Source organism: Actinomycetota bacterium (assembly GCA_040881665.1).
Taxonomy (GTDB): Bacteria; Actinomycetota; UBA4738; order UBA4738; family HRBIN12; genus JBBDWR01.
In genome coordinates, this window is sequence record JBBECT010000005.1 from 96,378 (window position 1) to 114,380 (window position 18,003).

The following is an 18,003-nucleotide window of genomic DNA, read 5'->3' on the forward strand; positions in this document are numbered from 1 at the left end:
TTACTCCTCCAGTACCGCGATGCCCGGGAGCTCGGCGCCTTCGAGGAACTCCAGCGACGCCCCTCCCCCGGTCGACAGGTGGTCGAAGTCCTCGGTCAGTTCGAACTTCTTCACGGCCGCGAGGCTGTCTCCCCCGCCCACGACGCTGAACGCGGTCGTGGCCGCGATCGCCTTCGCGACCCCACGGGTTCCCGCGGAGAACGGTTCGAGCTCGAACACGCCCATCGGGCCGTTCCACAGGATCGTCCGGGCGTCGGCGATCGTCCGCGCGAACTCCTCGACGCTGCGCGGGCCGATGTCGAGCCCCATCAGTCCGCGGGGGACCGACGCCGCCTTCACCGTTTCGCTTCGGGCGTCGGCGGACATCTCGGAGGCGGCGATCACGTCCTCGGGGAGCTGGATCAGGACGCCCTTCTCATCGGCACGTGACAGCGTCGTCCGGACCTGTTCGAATCGGTCGCGCTCGACGAGGCTGGTGCCGATCTCCCCTCCCTGGGCGGCGATCACCGTGAACGCCATCGCTCCACCGACCAGGATCGCGTCGACCCGGTCGAGCAGAGCATCGATCGCGGAGAGCTTGTCCGAAACCTTCGCTCCCCCGAGCACCGCGACGTACGGGGTCTCGACATCCCCGTCGCGCAGACGCGACAACACGGTGAGCTCGCGTTCGAGCAGCCTGCCGGCGACCGCCGGTCTGGCCGCCTCGCGGATCGCGCGCGGCAGCGCGTGAACCGACGCGTGCGCCCGATGAACGGCGCCGAACGCGTCGTCCACGTAGACCTCCGTGAGGTCGGCCAGCTCGGCGGCGAACCCCGGGTCGTCCTGGCTTTCACGCGGATCGAATCGCAGGTTCTCGAGCACCAGGACCCCTCCGTCCGGCAACTCCCGAACCGCCGCGGAGACCTCGCGACCGGTGATCCGCTGCGTGGCTTCGACCCGGACCCCGAGCAGCTCGCCGAGACGCCGGGCGACCGGTTCCATGCGCAGGGCATCGACCGGCTTCCCGTCCGGACGCCCGAGGTGCGAGCCGAGTACGAGCATCCCTCCGCAATCACGGAGTTCGCGGATCGTCGGGAGTGCCGCCCGGATCCGTGCGTCGTCGGTGATCGTTCCCCCGGCGAGCGGGACGTTGAAGTCGACGCGGACGAAGGTCCGCCGACCGCCGACGTCTCCTGCGTCGTCGAGGGTCGGGAGGCTCACGTCGCGGCGACGAGTTTCACGAGGTCGACGAGCCGGTTCGAGTATCCCCACTCGTTGTCGTACCAACCCAGGATCTTCACCGTGCTTCCCATCGTCATCGTCGAGAGCGAGTCGAAGGTGCACGACGCGGGGCTACCGACGATGTCTGAGGAGACGATCGGGTCCTCGGTGTAGACGAGCTTGCCCGCGAGCGAACCGGCCTGTGCCGCGGCGGCGAACGCGGCGTTGACCTCGCGGACGTCCGGAGTGCCGCGCACGGTGGCGACGAAGTCGGTCACGGACCCGTCGGGGACGGGCACCCGCAACGCCATCCCGTCGAGCTTGCCCTGCAGGTGCGGCAGCACGAGACCGGCTGCCTTCGCCGCACCGGTGGACGTCGGGATCACGTTGACCGCCGCGGCGCGCGCGCGACGCAGATCCGAGTGCGGCAGATCGAGGATCCGCTGGTCGTTCGTGTACGCGTGGACGGTCGTCATGAAGCCCTGTTCGACCCCGAACGCATCGTCGAGCACCTTCACCATGGGGGCGACGCAGTTCGTCGTGCAGGAGGCGTTCGAGATGATGTGGTGGTTCGCGGGATCGTAGGCGTCGTCGTTGACCCCGAGCACGATCGTGAGGTCCTCCCCCTTCGCGGGGGCGCTGATGAGGACCTTCTGCGCCCCTGCCGCGAGGTGCTTTGCCGCATCGTCGCGTTTGGTGAACAGACCGGTCGACTCGATCACGACTTCGGCGCCGAGGTCCTTCCACGGTAGGTTCGCCGGATCGCGCTCGGCGAGCACCTTGATCGCGTCGCCGTTCACCGTGATCGTGTCGCCCTCGGCGGCGACCTCTCCCTTGAAGCGGCCGAGCACGGAGTCGTATCTCAGCAGGTGGGCGAGGGTTGCGGGGTCGGTGATGTCGTTCACGGCCACGAGGTCGAGGACCTCGCCTCGCTCGATCGCGGCTCGAAGGAAGTTGCGGCCGATCCGGCCGAAGCCGTTCACGCCGATCTTGATGGACATGGATCCTCCTGGGTGCGGCGGACCTCCATCCTATCCACGCCTTCCGGCAATCGTCCCGCGGCGATAGGAGGCGCCGGTCGGTGCGCCTAACCCCGGTCGACGTCTCGGTGGTCGACCGCGGTCGGCAGACCGCGCTCCCGGAAGGATCGGGCGAGTTCCTCGACCACGACGACGGAGCGGTGGCGGCCGCCGGTGCAGCCGACGGCGATCGTGAGATAGGACTTCCCCTCGGTCAGGTACCCGGGCAGCACGAGCTCGACCAGATCCCACAGCCGCACGATGAAGTCCCGATACCGATCCTGGCCGGCCACGAATTCCTGGACCGCCGGCTCCAGGCCGGTCTGCGGACGCAACTCGTCGACCCAGTACGGGTTCGCCAGGAACCGGGCGTCGATCACGATGTCGGCGTCGCGCGGCGTCCCGTACTTGTAGCCGAAGGACACCAGCGACACCTGCAGGGACGTCTCGGGGAGATCGTCGGAGAACGCGCCCCGGATCCGATCGCGGAGCCCTTGCGGCTTCAGGCCGCTGGTATCGATGATCAGGTCGGCGTCGCCGCGCAGGGATTCCATCATCAAGCGTTCCTTGCGGATGCCCTCGACGACCCGGTCGGCGGGAGCCAACGGATGCCGCCGCCGCGTGGCCTCGTATCGGCGAACGAGATCCTCGTCGGATGCCTCCAGGTAGCAGATCCGGTAGCCGATCTTGAGGGCCTTCAGCTCGTCCAGCGCTGTGGCGAGCTCCCCGAAGAACACGCCGCCTCGCGCGTCGACGACGATCGCGACACGGGCCGGGCCTCCCGGCCGGTCGGCGAGCTCCGCCATCTTGGCGAGCAGCTCCGGCGGGAGGTTGTCGACGACGAACCAGCCGAGATCCTCGAAGCTGCGCGCCGCCTCGGACCGGCCGGCGCCGGACAGGCCGGTGATGATCGTGAACCCGGGACCCGTGTCCGGGGCTTCGAACAGCGGAGGTTGATCGGCGGGAGATTCGCCCTTCACAGCACGCTCGGCCATCAGGCGCTCTCCCTGCCGGCAGACGCGGGCGCGTGCAATCGCTCGACGATCGTGGCGGCCAGCGCGGGGCCTACGCCTGGGGTGCCGGCGATCTCGTCGACGGAGGCCGCGCGGAGCCGCGTGAGCGACCCGAAGGTGCGGAGCAGAGCCTTTTTCCGTGTAGGACCGACGCCCGGGATCTCGTCCAGGGGTGAGACGAGCGCGCGCTTCGCGCGCTTCTGTCGGTGGTAACTGACGGCGAAGCGGTGCGCCTCGTCCCGGAGGTGCTGGAGCACGAAGAGCGCCTCGGAGCCCCGCGGGATCATCAACGGCTCAGGATCACCCGGCACGTAGACCTCCTCGAGTCGCTTCGCGAGGCCGATCACCGGGATCTCGAGGCGGAGGTCGGCGAGCACCTTCACCGCGACGCTGAGCTGCCCCCGGCCGCCGTCGACCACGACGAGCTGCGGAGGATAGGCGAAGCGCCGGGGTTTCCCATCGGCGTTCGATGGCTCGTCGCGCTGTTCGAGCAGCCGCCCGAACCTGCGGCGCAGCACCTCATCCATGCTCGCGAAGTCGTCTTGTCCCTCGACCTGCTTAATCGAGAATCGGCGGTAGTCCGAACGCTTCGGAAGACCGTCCTCGAACACCACCATCGACGCGACCGTGTCGGTCGGACCGAGGTTCGATATGTCGTAGCACTCGAGCCGGAGCGGCGCCTGCGGCAGGCCGAGCTCCTCCGCGAGCTGGGACAGGGCCCGGGAACGCGCACCGAAGTCCGAGGCGCGCTTCAGCTTGTGACGTTGGAACGCCTCGCCGGCGTTCCGCGTGACCGTCTCCATCAGTTTCCGTTTCGCACCGCGTTCGGGCACCCCGATCGTCACCGAGCTCCCACGCCGGTCGGCGAGCCACTGTTCGAGGACCTCTCGGTCCGCGGGGATCTCCGGCGCGAGCACGCGGGGCGGGATGTCGTCCCGATCGCGGTACAGCTCTCCGAAGAACGAGGCGATCAATCCGGGGCGGTCGAGTTCCTCGACGCGATCGACGATCCAGCCCTTGCGGCCCATCACGCGCCCACGCCGAACGAAGAACACCTGGAAGGCCGCTTCGAGGTCGTCCTCGACGAGCCCGATAACGTCGAGGTTCTCGTCCTGGGTGAGCACCATCTCCTGGTTCTCGATCGCCCGCCGGGCCGCCGTCAGCGCATCGCGCAGCTTCGCGGCGAGCTCGTACTCCTTGCGCTCGGACGCCTCCGCCATCTCGCGCTCGAGCCGTTGGAGCACCTCGCGATGGTTGCCCGTGAGGAAGTCGATCATCGCGTCGACGTCAGAGCGGTAGCGCTCGTCGGTGACCCCGGTCCGCTCAGGAACGCACGGACCCGAACAGCGACCGATGTCGTAGTAGAGGCAAGGCCGGCGGGCCCGCTCCCGCTGCTGGAAGAAGGCGTTCGAACACGTCCGAACCGGGAACACGCGAGTCAGACTGTCGAGGGTCTCGCGGATCGCGTACGCGTGACCGTACGGACCGAAGTACTTCACCTTCTTGCGCTTCGATCCACGCAGCACCTGCGCCCGGGGCCACCGCTCCCCGACGGTGATCGCGAGGTAGGGATAGGACTTGTCGTCGCGGTAGCGGATGTTGAACCGGGGAACATGCTCCTTGATCAGGTTGTACTCGAGCATGAGCGCGTCGAGCTCGGATCCCGCCACGATCCATTCCACGGAGGTGGCCGCCTCGGTCATCGCGGCGGTCCGTGGGTGCAAGGGCTTGCCCCAGTAGGAGGCCAGGCGCTTGCGGAGGGATCGCGCCTTGCCGGCGTAGACGACGCGCCCGTCACCGTCCCGGAAGAGGTAGGCACCCGGTTCGTCGGGGATCGTCGACGCGGCGGGTTTCGGGACGCTCACACGACCCATCCTACCCAGCGGTTCCGCGATGCCCGGGGAGCGATCCCGGGGAGGGCGTTTCGGCGCTCGAGCTACGCGGCGGTCAGGGTTCCCGTCATCGTCGTCGGGTGGAAGGAACAGAGGTAGAAGTAGTCGCCGGGATCGAGGGGCTCGACGGAGACGTCCTCGCTGGCCGGGCCCGTGAGGTCGGCGCTGCTCGCGATCTCGGGCGCGGCGTCATCGGCCCCGTCGAACAGCTTCCAGTTGTGCGGAACACCCGGGTCCTGGTTGTCGAAGGTGACGGTGAGATCCTCTTTCGCCGCCGCAAGCAGGCTCGCCGTGTCGAACCCGGTCCCTATGGCTCCGGGTGGAGCGACGATCGTCAGCTCGGTCTCGGCCTGACCGGTCGGCTCCCCGGTGGGCTCGGCCGCCGCCGGTGGCCCCGTCGCTGTGGGGCTCGGATTCGCGAGGGCAAGCTCCGTCTCGTCCGCGTAGGTGCCGAGAACGAAGTTCTGATTCTCGCTGTCGTACCAGGTCGTATACACGACCGAGGCGTCGGGCGCGACCGCGATGTCGGGCATCGCGCCTCCGGCCGTGTTCGACGTCTGGACCTCCTCCCACGCCTCCCCGTCTGCCGACGATGCGACCTTGATGCCGGGGATCGCAGCGTCGAACCAGGTCACCCAGCTCGTCGCGTCGTCGTCGATCGCGATCCCGGTGGTGCGGAATCGGTCGACCTGCTCCACGTCGAGAGCCGGGGAGGGATCGGCCGGTGCTGCAACCTCGACGCGCGCCCAGGATCCGCTCGCCCATCGCGCCTCGTGAACCGCGCCGTCGCCCGTGAAGTACGAGACGCGAGTCTCGTCGCCGTTCACCGCGAGGGAGAGCCCATGACCTCCTCCCTGCGGCTCGATCGTCTGGAGCTCCCAGCCGCGCTCGCCTTGCACCGCCGACACCGGCTGCTCGGCCGCCGTGTCGGCGAAGGCGACCATCGGACCATCAAGGGTCCACTCGACCGCGACACGCTGCGGGTCGGGGCAGCCACCGCATGCACCCAGGTCCGCGACGGTCTCGAACCTCCAGCCGTCTCCGTCCTTGATCGCCGCTTCGATCGTCTGCCCGGCGCCCGTCGCGTCACCCCAGGCGATCCAGGGAACATCGTCGTCCCCGAGCGTGATCGCAGGCCATCCGATCGGTCCCGCCACCTTCGGCCTCTTCGCCAATCTCACGACGAGCTCGGCCTCCGAGGGCCCGGCGTCGGTCGTGGTGCCGTACCACAGCCCGCTGTCCGCAACCCACGCGGAGTGGATCGTCCCGTCGCCACCGACGACGACCGCGGTCCCCTGAGAGTTCTCCGGGGTCGCGGTCTGCAACGCCTTCTCGTAGACGGGTACGAAGGGGACCTTCACCCCGGAGGCGACCGGTGCGCCCTGCGCGATCGCGCCCCGGCTGAACAGACCCTCCTTGTCGCTGACGAGGAACACGCCCGGCGGGGTGGGCGACTGGATCGGACGGGTCGCGGGGATGCCCCCCTCTTCGAGGACCTCGGGGAAGCCCCAGTAGGTGGCATACGGGGCGGCGTCGGCGTTCAGCGTGATCGACGGGTAGCTGCCCACGTCCCCGACGAAATCGACGACCTCGGGGATGAATCGGCGGCCCTCACCGAGGTCGATCGTCGGCTCCGACGGTCCGGCGCACGCGCTCGCGACGACGGCGATCGAGGCTGCGAGAAGGAGGAGCTTGCTGGTCACGGCGAGGCGCATCCTAGCAAGGTTCCGCCCGGGCAACCGCGATCGTAGGCACGTCCTCGGCAGCCGGATCGGCGTCACCGCCGCGCGTCGGTCACCGTGCGCCGGCAGGTTCGGGCTCGACCGACAGCGTGCCCAGCACCTCCGCCAGGAAGCGTCCGGTGTGCGAGTCGGGATGCATCGCGATCTGCTCGGGCGGCCCCTCGGCGACGATCGCGCCTCCTCCGTGGCCGCCCTCCGGGCCGAGGTCGACGATCCAGTCGGCGGTCTTGATCACGTCGAGGTTGTGCTCGATCACCAGGACCGTGTTGCCGGTCGAGACGAGCCGCTGGAGCACACCCAAGAGCTTGCGGATGTCTTCGAAGTGCAGCCCCGTCGTCGGTTCGTCGAGCACGTACAGCGTGTTGCCCGTCGCCCGTTTGTGGAGCTCGGAGCTGAGCTTGATCCGCTGGGCCTCGCCGCCCGACAACGTCGGCGCCGGTTGTCCCAGCTTGATGTAGCCGAGACCCACGTCCGAGAGCGTCTGCATGTGGCGCGAGATCACGGGGATGTTCTGGAAGAACTCGAGGCCTTCCTCGACGCTCATCTCGAGCACGTCGGCGATCGAGCGGTGCTTGTACTTCACCTCGAGCGTCTCGCGGTTGTAGCGGTGTCCCTTGCAGACCTCGCACGTGACGTACACGTCGGGCAGGAAGTGCATCTCGATCTTGATCTGCCCGTCGCCCGCGCAGTTCTCGCAGCGCCCGCCCTTCACGTTGAACGAGAAGCGTCCGGGCTGGTACCCGCGCGCCCTGGCCTCGGGCACCTGTGCGAAGAGCTTGCGCACATGGTCGAAGACACCGGTGTAGGTCGCTGGGTTCGAGCGGGGTGTGCGCCCGATCGGGGATTGGTCGATGTCGATCACCTTGTCGACCTGCTCCCATCCGACGAGCTTGCGGTGCCGCCCCGGGAGCACCCGGGATCGATAAACCTTCTGCATCAGGGCCCGCAGCAGGACGTCCTGCACCAACGTCGACTTCCCGGACCCGCTGACCCCCGTCACGCAGGTGAACGTTCCGAGCGGGATCTTCAGGTTCACGTTCTTCAGGTTGTGCTCGCGGGCGCCCTGCACCTTGAGCCACCGTCCGGAGGGAGCCCGCCGGACCTCGGGCATCGCGATCTCGCGACGGCCGGAGAGGTACTGCCCGGTGATCGACCCCTCGTCCTCGAGCAGGCCTTTCACGTCGCCCGTGTACACGATCGCGCCACCGTGCTCCCCCGCCCCCGGTCCGATGTCGACGACGTGATCGGCCGCCTCGATCGTCGTCTCGTCATGTTCGACGACGATCAGCGTGTTCCCGAGGTCGCGCAGCCGGATCAGCGTGTCGATCAGGCGTCGGTTGTCGCGTTGGTGCAGCCCGATCGAGGGTTCGTCGAGCACGTAGAGCACCCCGACGAGTGCCGAACCGATCTGGGTCGCGAGCCGGATCCGTTGCGCCTCGCCGCCGGCGAGGGTCGCCGAGGCGCGGTCGAGGGTGAGGTAATCCAGGCCGACATCGATGAGGAACCCGAGACGGGATCGGATCTCCTTCAGCAGCCGCTCGGCGATCATCCGCTCGCGCTCACTGAGCTCGACGTCGTCGGCGAAGGCCAGGGTGTCGCTGATCGAGAGGTCGGTCAGCTGGGAGATGCTCATGCCGCCGACGGTCACCGCGAGGCTCTCCGGCTTGAGGCGCGCACCCCCGCACGAAGGGCACGGGATCTCGCGCATGAACTGTTCGAGCCGTTCGAGCTGCGCTTCGGAGTCGGTCTCGCCGTGACGGCGTTCGACGTTGTACACCGCGCCCTCGAACGTCGTCCAGTACGAGCGTTGCCGGTTGTAGCGGTTCTTGTACCGGACGTAGATCTCTTCGTCCGAGCCGTGCAGGACGATCTCCTTGGCCTTCTTCGAGAGCCTCTTCCACGGCGTATCGACCGAGAATCCGTGGGCGTCCGCGACCGCCTCGAGCACACGGTCCCAATACTCGAGGCGGCCGCTGGACCAGATCGCCACCGCCCCTTCGGCCAGGGACAGATCCGGATCGGGAACCAACAGCTCGGCATCGACCTCGAGATGGGTCCCGAGCCCGTCGCACGTCGGACACGCGCCGTACGGAGAGTTGAACGAGAAGTTGCGAGGATTGAGCTCGTCGAAGCTGAGTCCGTCGAAGGTGCAGGCGAGGTGCTGGGAGAAGGTCTGCACCTCTTCGGTCTCGTCGTGCGTCGCGACCGCCACGGCCGCCGTTCCCTCGGCGAGCTCGAGCGCGGACTCGATCGAGTCGGCCACGCGGCGACGGATGTCCGGCTTGGCCACGAGGCGGTCGACGATCACCTCGATCGTGTGCTTGTAGGTCTTCGGGAGCTTGATGTTCTCTCCCAGGTCGCGAACGTCGCCGTCGATCCGCGCACGCACGAACCCGCGCGACGCGAGGTCGGCCAGCAGCTTCTCGTACTCCCCCTTCCGGCCACGCACCACAGGGGCGAGCACCTGGAACTTCGTTCCCTCGGGCAGCTCCATCACCTGGTCGACGATCTGGTCGGGGGTCTGGCGCCCGATCGGACGCCCGCACTTCGGACAGTGCGGATGCCCCACGCGGGCGTAGAGCACCCGGAGGTAGTCGTAGATCTCGGTGATCGTGCCGACGGTGGATCTCGGGTTGCGGCTGGTGCTCTTCTGGTCGATCGAGATCGCCGGTGAGAGCCCCTCGATGAAGTCGACGTCGGGTTTCTCCATCTGCCCCAGGAACTGGCGGGCATAGGAGGAGAGCGACTCGACGTAGCGCCGCTGACCCTCGGCGTAGATCGTGTCGAACGCGAGGGAGGACTTGCCCGACCCGGACAGGCCCGTGAACACGATCAACCGGTCGCGCGGGAGCTCGAGCGTGACGTTGCGCAGATTGTGCTCGCGAGCCCCGTGGATCACCAGGCGATCGGTACCCACGGGGCCGGGGGCGTTGCGCTCGAGATCGCGGTCGGAGGGGGTGCGGTGCTTGCCCACGCCGCGATTGTACGGGCGTGCGCGGATACTCCCGTGCGCCGGGGTAGGCTCGGCGTGGATGACCACCCGATCAGAGCTCGAGCAGCTGCCCCCGGACGAGCTTGCCGACCGGGCCCTCTCCCTGGCACGGCATCGCCTCGACGTCCGGTTCCTCTGGGGCTTGGTTCGCACGATCCCGGAAGCGGAAGTCGCCGCCGGGAACATGGAGGAGAGCAAGGCCGACGTGATGTGGCTGTCCGCGCTGCTCAACGATCTCGGCCGCGCGGACGAGGGCGACCTGGCCGAGGCGCTCCGCCCCTACTACCTCGACTATCTCGACAAGCACGAGAAGGTGCCACCCGCTTCGCCCGGGACCGACCCGAACGATCCCGCCGCGGACTGAACCGGCGCACCGAAAGCTAGACCCGAGGTCGTTCCCTGCGCAGGATCACTCGGCCCGCGCGCACGACGAGCGTGAGTTCGGCGAGTGCTTCGAGCCGCTCCCCCGGGTGGGTCGCCATCGCGATCAGGTCCGCCGGAGCGCCGACCTCGAGCGGACTGCGAACCATCGCCCCGAGGACGTCGTCGTGATCCATCCCCGTTTCCCGCAGCAGCAGTGCCTCCCGGACATCGATCCCCGGGGGCAGACCCCACTCGGGTGGGCCCATGTCGGTGCCGTAGACGATCGAACCGCCCGCCTCTCGGAACCGTGCGAGATTGTCGAGTGCGATCCGCACAGCGTCGTTCCCATGGTGGATCCGGATCAGATCGAGTGTCGAGACGATCCGAACACGCCCGGCGAGGGCTCCGACGATCTGTTCGGACAGGCGCTCGGAGAACGGCGCGTGCGCGAGCTCCTGGACCCCCGCTCCGAGTGCACGCTCCACCTGCCCGGCGCCCTGTGCGTGAACGGTCACGGGGATGTTCGCGTCCGCCGCGACGCGGCAGATCTCGGCGAGCTCCGCGTCACCGGGAGTGGGCCCGTCGACGGCGTTGAGCGAGACCTTGATCGCGGCGGCGCCCTGCGACAGCAACACCGAGACGGCTCGCCCGGCCTCGTCGGCATCCGCCACGGCGTGCGCGTACCCCGGTGGCGCGTACGACTCACGGGTGGGATAGCCGCCGGGGGCGGTCAGGAACGGACCCGCCGCACGGATCAACGGTCCGTTGTAGGTCACGAGCTCGGATGCCTCGGTCAGTCCGAAGATCCGGTCGGCGGGCCACCCGAGGTCGCGGACCGCCGTCACCCCACCGAGCAGGACCGCGGTGGGATCGGCGAGACCGATGTGGACGTGCCGGTCTGCGATCGCCGGCATCAGCACGCCGTCGACGCGGACGACATCTCGGGCGTCGGGTGCGGCGGCGGTCGGGCCCACGTATGTGAGCGAGCCCGCCGACGCGGTGATCGCGGCGTGGTGGATCGTCTCTCCCGGCCGGATCCATGCCGAGGCAGCTCGAACGAGGAGGTCTTCCATCCGCCAGACGCTAGTGGGGGGACCGGCGGGACGGGGGATTTGCCCGCGTGGGTCAGGCCGAGGCGGCCGTGGTCGTGCTGGCGGGGCGCCGGTCATCCAGGAGCGCGCACAGGGCCTCGACGACCTCTGGATCGAACTGGCTTCCGGCACAGCGACGCAGCTCGTCGAGAGCCTCCTTGCGCGTGCGCGGCTTCCCGTACGCGCGATCCGGGGACAGCATCGCGTGGTAGGCGTCGCACACCGCCACGATGCGGGCGCCGAGTGGGATCGAGTCGGCGGCGAGCCCGTCCGGGTACCCGCTACCGTCCCACCGCTCGTGGTGGTGACGGATCAGCTCGGCGACCTGATGAAGCGCCGGAGCCGCGTCCAGGATCCGCTCCCCGATCTCACTGTGCCGAATCATGAATCGCCACTCCTCATCCGTGAGGGGGCCGTTCTTCGACAGGATCTCCTCGGGGATCGCAACCTTCCCGATGTCGTGCAGCTCCGCGGCACGACGCACACGAGCGAGCTCGTAGTCCTCGGCGCCGAACCGGCGGGCGATCGCCTCCGCGAGGTCTGCGACCTCGTCGCGGTGCTCCCCCAGCTGCGGATGACGTTCGAGCAGCGCGCGCACGAGCACGTCGCGACTCTGGGTTTCCGCGGTGAGCCGGCGGCCGTGCTTCTCCGCATACATCCGCTTGTCCGCCTGGCGCAGCGCATCCTCCGCGTCGGCCGCATCGTCGGGGATCCGGACGATGCCGTGGGAACAGCCGATCTCGAATCCGTCACCTTGCTCGGAGAGGGCGAGCATGGCCGCGCCCAGCAGATCGTCCAGATCCTCGCCGGTCCGTTCGGTGAGGATGCAGAACTCGTCGCCCCCGAGCCGGTACGCACAGCCGCGATCGCTCATCACCTCGGTGAGCTTGGCCGAGAGCCTGATCAGCAGGGCATCTCCCGCCGGGTGACCGAACGTGTCGTTGTAGTGCTTGAAGCCGTCGAGGTCGAACATCCCGAGCGCGAACGGCGCTCCCGTTTCGACCATCTCGTCCAGGTCGGCCATGAGCTTGCGACGGTTCCCGATCCCCGTGAGGCTGTCGCTGGTGACGGCGTCGGCCAGTTCCCGGTTCACCGCACGGTACGACCGCGCTCCCGCGAACAACAGCACGAGGCCGACCGCGACCAGCGACGCCGTTCCCGGACCGACGCCGGCGAACAGGCCCAGCGGCTCGGCGGGCTCGGCGGCCACGACCCAGTGGTTCTCGTTCCCAACTCCACCGATCACGGGTTCGTAGGCGACACGGACACCGGCGGCGTCGCTCAGGCCTCGCGTTCCGGCGGAACGGAGCCAGTCGAAGCGCTCGTCGGTCGGATCACCGAGGGCGAACCCCGAGAGGTCGTCGTTGCCGCTGCCCGCGTCCGATCCGTCCACGATCGTCGCTCCCGATCCCTGACGAACAGCCGCGTCGATCACCACCGAGGATGTCGGCGCCTCCACGACCCGGATCTCTATCCCATCGGGAACGACCGCCCAGGCTTCGATCCGGAACGTCTCGACCGGCATCTCGTATTGCACGATCCCTCGTGTCACGCCGTCGATGCTCGGCACCGGCGTCGCGAACGAGATCACCCACTGCCCCGTCGACGGGGACACGAAGGGTGCCGATTGATACACGTCGCCGGTCTCCATCGAGAACGCCGGGATGAAGAAGGGAGCTTCGCGCTGGTCCCGCGAGAGTCCGGTGACCGGCGCGCGCAGCAGCCGATCGGCCCGCGCGTTCTCACCGCCTTCGCGGTCGACGAAGCTCGCGGTCAGGATGTCCGGATACAACCGCTGCAGGTAGATCAGGGCGCTGTTGATGTCGTCCATCGTGCGTCCACCGCCGGAGATACGACGCAGACGGGAACCGCCCATCTCGTAGAAGCGTTGGAACGCGGGGTTGTCGGCGCTCAGCAGTGCGATCGCTCGCGCGCGGTCGAACTGGTTCGCCAACACCTGCGACTCGTGCCGGGCGGCGGAGACGAGCGTGTCGTCGAGCTCGCTCGCGGCTGCGGCACGCTGCTGCATGGCCAAGCCCACCCCCGCCGCGAGCATCACGGCGGCGAGCAGCATCAGGCCGAGCGCGGTACCGCGACCGCGGCTGAGGTTGGTCCGCCCCATGCAGGCTGAATCGGCTGCTCGGGGGGGGGCTTGAGGCCTGCCGACGGCCTTGCTCGGAACTGCGTAGCCCGTTGTGACCGGTCGGCCTCACCCCATACCGCGACGATGGATCGCGGGGTGCCTACGAGCACGACCGAGGGGCGCCCGACCCTCCGTCAGCGCACGCCGGCGTCCTGGAGCGCCTTCAGCTCCTTGCGCAGATCGTTGACCTCGTCTCGGAGCCTGGCTGCGTACTCGAACCGGAGATCCTTCGCGGCCTCGTGCATCTCGTCCTCCAGGCTCTGGATCAGGCGGGTCAGCTCGTCCCGCGGCAGCTCGGACGTTCCCGCCGTCGCTCGCCGGCCGGTCCGCTCGGGGATCGGGGCACGTTTCCCGCTGCGAACATCCGCCTGCATCCCGAGGAGGATGTCGGAGACCTTCCTGCGGATCGTCTGGGGATCGATGTCGTGCTCGCGGTTGTAGGCGAGCTGGATCTGGCGGCGGCGCTGCGTCTCGGAGATCGCGCGCTTCATCGAGTCGGTGACCTCGTCCGCGTACATGATCACCGTGCCGTCGACGTTGCGCGCCGCGCGCCCGATCGTCTGGATCAACGAGGTCTCGGACCGGAGGAAACCCTCCTTGTCGGCGTCGAGGATCGCGACGAGCGACACCTCGGGAAGGTCGAGTCCCTCGCGCAACAGGTTGATCCCGACGAGTACGTCGAACTCCCCCAGTCGCAGATCGCGCAGGATCTCGATCCGCTGCAACGTGTCGATCTCCGAGTGGAGGTACCGAACGCGGATCCCCATCTCGAGCAGGTAGTCGGTCAGATCCTCGGCCATCTTCTTCGTCAGGGTCGTGACGAGCACCCGCTGATCGCTCTCGGCACGCGCCCGGATCTGTTCGATCAGGTCGTCCACCTGTCCGCGCGTGGGGCGGATCTGGACCTCCGGGTCCACCAGGCCGGTCGGCCGGACGATCTGCTCGACCACACGCTTCGATGTGCGCAGCTCGTAGGAACCCGGGGTCGCCGACAGGAACACCACCTGGTTGACCCGCCCGGTGAACTCGTCGAAGGTCAGTGGTCGATTGTCGCGGGCGCTCGGCAGCCGGAACCCGAAGTCGACCAGGGTGTCCTTCCGACTGCGATCCCCTTCGTACATCGCACCGATCTGCGGGACGGTGACGTGCGACTCATCGATCACGACGAGGTAGTCGTCCGGGAAGTAGTCGAGGAGCGTGTACGGGGCCTCGCCCTCGGAGCGTCCGTCGATGTGGCGCGAGTAGTTCTCGATCCCACTGCAGAACCCGACCTCGCGCATCATCTCCAGGTCGTAGTTCGTCCGCATCTTCAACCGCTCGGCCTCGAGGAGCTTGCTCTGCGCGTCGAAGGTCCGGAGGCGCTCGCGCAGCTCGTCCTCGATCGAGGTGATCGCGCGGGTCATCCGCTCCTCGGACGCCACGTAGTGCGACGCGGGATACACGGTGATCTCCGGCAGATCGGCGACCACTTCGCCCGTGAGTGGGTCGAACAGGGTGATCCGTTCGATGTCGTCACCCCAGAACTCGATCCGCACGGCCCGCTCGTCGTAGGCAGGATGGATCTCCAAGGTGTCCCCCTGCACGCGGAACTTCCCGCGAGCCAGGCTGACCTGATTGCGCTCGTACTGGATGTCGACGAGCCGCCCGATCGCGAAGTCTCGGTCGATCGGGACGCCCTTGTGGACGCGGAGGAGCTGGCCCTCGTACTCCTCCGGGGAACCGAGGCCGTAGATGCACGACACGCTCGCGACGATGATGACGTCGCGGCGCGTCAACAGGGCGTTCGTCGCCGAATGCCGCAGGCGGTCGATCTCGTCGTTGATCGAGGAGTCCTTCTCGATGTAGGTGTCGGTCTGCGGAACGTAGGCCTCGGGTTGGTAATAGTCGTAATAGCTGACGAAGTACTCGACCGCGTTGTCGGGGAACACCTCGCGGAACTCGTTCGCGAGCTGCGCTCCCAGCGACTTGTTCGGCGCGATCACCAGGGTGGGCTTCTGGACCCGCTCGACGACATGAGCGACCGTGTAGGTCTTGCCTGTCCCCGTGGCTCCGAGCAGTGTCAGCCGGTCCTCGCCCGCCGCAACGCCTTGGACCAGGGCATCGATCGCCTCCGGCTGGTCGCCGGAGGGCCGGAACTCGGATGCGATGCGGAAGGGGGGCACGCGGCGATTGTAGGCCCGCCCGCCGACAGCGATGGGGTGACCACCACGCACGGACGCGAGTTGCTTGTTGGGACACCACGAGCGGGGGATACTCCCCCAACATCGTCGACACGACAGGAGCCTCACCGTGCGCAGAACGATCCGAACGCTGCGCGCCTGTTCCCTGCTGGCCGGCCTGTCGGCCGTGGACCTCGGCACATCGGCCTCCGCCATCACCACCGAACGGCGCCGCCAAGTGCTCTACCTCGGAGAGACGACGCAGTCGGTTCCGATGGCTGCGCTGGTCGATCGACCGGCCACGGGTCGCAAGTCCCTGAAGTTCATCGACTTCGTCGTGGAGATGGAATGCCCGGACGCCACGACCTACGAATGGTTGGTCGGGGTGTCGTACCCAGGCCGTGGGATGCGGATGGACTTCGACCGCCGATTCTCGGACGACTACTCGTTCCCCGAGGTGCATTTCGCCTTCGACGGGCGTCTCGGATCGCGGCAGGGAACCGGGTCGGTGCTCTCGGAGATTCCGACGCTCGATGGTCAGGGTGGCGCGCAGGTGTGCACGACCGGGAACACGACCTGGTCCGCCGAGAAGGTCGCGACCCGATGGGCCCCGGGGACGCGACGCTTCGACGCCGTGGCCCGCATCAAGGTCGCCGAGGACGGGACCGCGAAGCTCCACATCGATCAACAGTCGTAGGCCGACTCTCACAGTCGTCGGCCGGCCCTCGGGGAGGGGAACTGGTCAGAGGCGTCCGGCCTCGACGATCCGTTGGAGGAAGCGTTTCGTGCGCTCCTCCCGCGGGGCGTTGAAGATCTGCTCGGGAGGCCCCTCCTCCAGGATCACGCCCTCGTCGAGGAACACGACCCGGTTCGCGATGTCGCGAGCGAAGCCCATCTCGTGGGTGGCGATCAGCATCGTCATCCCCTGTCCCGCGAGCTCACGGACGAGGTTGAGCACCTCCGCGATCAGCTCGGGATCCAGGGCGCTCGTGATCTCGTCGAGCAGCAGCACGTTGGGCTGCATCGCCAACGCGCGGACGATCGCGACGCGCTGCTGTTGACCGCCCGAGAGCCGGTCCGGGTACTCGTCCTGCTTGTCGAGCAGACCGATCCGGTCGAGCAGCGAGCGCGCACGGTCCAGTGCCTCGTCCCTCGACAGTCCGGCCGCCTCGATCGGCCCGAGCGTCACGTTGCGCAGCACGGTCATGTGCGGGAACAGGTTGAACGACTGGAACACGATGCCGAGGTGGCGCCGGATCCGGTTCACATCGACCCCCGGCGCGGTGATCTCCTCCCCCTCGACGACGATCCGGCCCGCGTCGATCCGCTCGAGCAGGTTCACGCATCGCAGCAACGTCGACTTGCCGGATCCGGAGGCACCGATCAGGCACACGACCTCGTGGTCGGCGATCGACAGGTCGATCCCCCGCAGCACCTCGAGCTCTCCGAACGACTTGCGGAGTCCCTGGATCCGGAGAACCTCTCCGGCGCGGTCGGAGCTCATCCGGAGCTCGCCTGGCGGCGCCGGCGTTCTCGATCGAGGAGGTAGTCGGTGAAGCGCGCGAGCGGGATCGTGACCAGCAGGAAGAGGAGCGCCGCAACGACGTAGCTCGTGAACGTGAAGGTCGACGTCGAATAGATCTGTGCCTCACGCACCGCTTCCCGCACGCCCAGGATGGCGACGAGCGCCGTCTCCTTCTGGATCGCGACGAAGTCGTTGAGCAGGGGCGGGATCACCCGGCGTACCGCCTGCGGCACGACGACGAACCGCAGGGCCTTCCACTGGCTGAGTCCCAGAGAACGCGCGGCGGCTCGCTGGCTCGGGTGGATCGACTCGATGCCCGCCCGGTAGACCTCCGCGACGTATGCCGAGTACACGATCACGAGCGCGACGATGCCCCAGAACATCTCCGAGTCGGGGACGCCTTGCAGGTCGAGTGCGGGCATGCCGAACCCGAGCAGCAGGATCACGAGCAGGGTCGGGATCCCACGGAAGACGTCCGTGTAGATCGTGGATAACGCGCGCAACGGGAAGAACACCGGTCCCGGGATCGCGCGGATCACGGCGAGCAGCAACGCGAACGCGAGCACGAGCACTTCAGCGATCATGAACATCTGGACGTTGACCCAGAACCCGCTGAGCACGTCGGGCAGAGAAGCGGCGAAGTCGGTCCCGTCGAAGAACGCCTGCCGGACGCGGTCCCAGCCGGGTGAATTGAGAACGAGGACCGCCACGACCGCGAGGAACACGACGGTCGAGACCGTCGCGATGAGGGCGCCACGGCCACCCTCGGCGCGGAGCCCGTCGCGCAGGCGGGGCCGGCGTGGTGGTGGCAAGCCCGGGTCGATCGACCCTGCTCCCTCGGGGGGGCCGGCGAGGCTCACGGAG

At 68.2% G+C, this 18,003-nt stretch carries 13 protein-coding genes; 2 read left to right on the top strand and 11 right to left on the bottom strand.

Going from position 1 to position 18,003, the window contains the following annotated elements:
* The 6 genes from WEF05_06215 to uvrA all read right to left on the bottom strand — a co-directional run bounded on the left by WEF05_06215 (nt 1) and on the right by uvrA (nt 9,783).
* Nucleotides 1-1,200, bottom strand: coding sequence for a phosphoglycerate kinase (locus WEF05_06215; GenBank protein MEX1101478.1), 1,200 nt, complete (start codon nt 1,198-1,200; stop codon nt 1-3).
* Nucleotides 1,197-2,201, bottom strand: coding sequence for a type I glyceraldehyde-3-phosphate dehydrogenase (gene gap / locus WEF05_06220; GenBank protein MEX1101479.1), 1,005 nt, complete (start codon nt 2,199-2,201; stop codon nt 1,197-1,199). Before gap ends, WEF05_06215 begins: the two co-directional genes overlap by 4 nt.
* An 86-nt stretch (nt 2,202-2,287) precedes the next feature.
* Nucleotides 2,288-3,214: an RNase adapter RapZ gene (gene rapZ / locus WEF05_06225; protein MEX1101480.1), complete on the bottom strand. Its 927-nt coding sequence runs from the start codon at nt 3,212-3,214 to the stop codon at nt 2,288-2,290.
* Complete coding sequence (gene uvrC / locus WEF05_06230) at nt 3,214-5,097, bottom strand: excinuclease ABC subunit UvrC (protein MEX1101481.1); 1,884 nt, start codon at nt 5,095-5,097, stop codon at nt 3,214-3,216. The genes rapZ and uvrC overlap by 1 nt, the downstream gene beginning before the upstream one ends.
* Nucleotides 5,098-5,168: 71 nt before the next feature.
* Nucleotides 5,169-6,827: a cupredoxin domain-containing protein gene (locus tag WEF05_06235; GenBank protein ID MEX1101482.1), complete on the bottom strand. Its 1,659-nt coding sequence runs from the start codon at nt 6,825-6,827 to the stop codon at nt 5,169-5,171.
* Between the two features lie 91 nt (nt 6,828-6,918).
* Nucleotides 6,919-9,783: an excinuclease ABC subunit UvrA gene (gene uvrA / locus WEF05_06240; protein ID MEX1101483.1), complete on the bottom strand. Its 2,865-nt coding sequence runs from the start codon at nt 9,781-9,783 to the stop codon at nt 6,919-6,921.
* 115 nt (nt 9,784-9,898) lie between these two features.
* Here uvrA and WEF05_06245 point away from each other — a divergent pair, with 115 nt between their 5' ends.
* The gene (locus WEF05_06245) at nt 9,899-10,222 is read left to right on the top strand and encodes a hypothetical protein (GenBank protein MEX1101484.1); all 324 of its coding nucleotides are present in this window, start codon (nt 9,899-9,901) and stop codon (nt 10,220-10,222) included.
* A 16-nt stretch (nt 10,223-10,238) separates the two neighbouring features.
* Here the strand turns inward: WEF05_06245 and WEF05_06250 are convergent, their stop codons facing one another.
* From WEF05_06250 to uvrB, 3 genes are all read right to left on the bottom strand, one after another.
* The gene (locus WEF05_06250; GenBank protein MEX1101485.1) at nt 10,239-11,294 is read right to left on the bottom strand and encodes an amidohydrolase family protein; all 1,056 of its coding nucleotides are present in this window, start codon (nt 11,292-11,294) and stop codon (nt 10,239-10,241) included.
* Nucleotides 11,295-11,346: 52 nt separating this feature from the next.
* Nucleotides 11,347-13,434 carry an HD domain-containing phosphohydrolase gene (locus tag WEF05_06255; GenBank protein ID MEX1101486.1) on the bottom strand — a complete coding sequence of 696 codons (2,088 nt, stop codon included), beginning with the start codon at nt 13,432-13,434 and terminating at the stop codon, nt 11,347-11,349.
* A gap of 155 nt (nt 13,435-13,589) precedes the next feature.
* Complete coding sequence (uvrB, locus tag WEF05_06260) at nt 13,590-15,617, bottom strand: excinuclease ABC subunit UvrB (GenBank protein ID MEX1101487.1); 2,028 nt, start codon at nt 15,615-15,617, stop codon at nt 13,590-13,592.
* Nucleotides 15,618-15,744: 127 nt separating this feature from the next.
* Here uvrB and WEF05_06265 point away from each other — a divergent pair, with 127 nt between their 5' ends.
* Nucleotides 15,745-16,311: a hypothetical protein gene (locus tag WEF05_06265; GenBank protein ID MEX1101488.1), complete on the top strand. Its 567-nt coding sequence runs from the start codon at nt 15,745-15,747 to the stop codon at nt 16,309-16,311.
* Between the two features lie 45 nt (nt 16,312-16,356).
* On the opposite strand, the gene WEF05_06270 is transcribed toward WEF05_06265, so the two are convergent.
* Both WEF05_06270 and WEF05_06275 read right to left on the bottom strand, forming a co-directional pair.
* Nucleotides 16,357-17,118, bottom strand: coding sequence for an amino acid ABC transporter ATP-binding protein (locus tag WEF05_06270; protein ID MEX1101489.1), 762 nt, complete (start codon nt 17,116-17,118; stop codon nt 16,357-16,359).
* On the bottom strand, nt 17,115-17,999 hold the full coding sequence (locus WEF05_06275) for an amino acid ABC transporter permease (GenBank protein ID MEX1101490.1): 885 nt from the start codon (nt 17,997-17,999) through the stop codon (nt 17,115-17,117). The genes WEF05_06270 and WEF05_06275 overlap by 4 nt, the downstream gene beginning before the upstream one ends.
* Between the last annotated feature and the right edge of the window lie 4 nt (nt 18,000-18,003).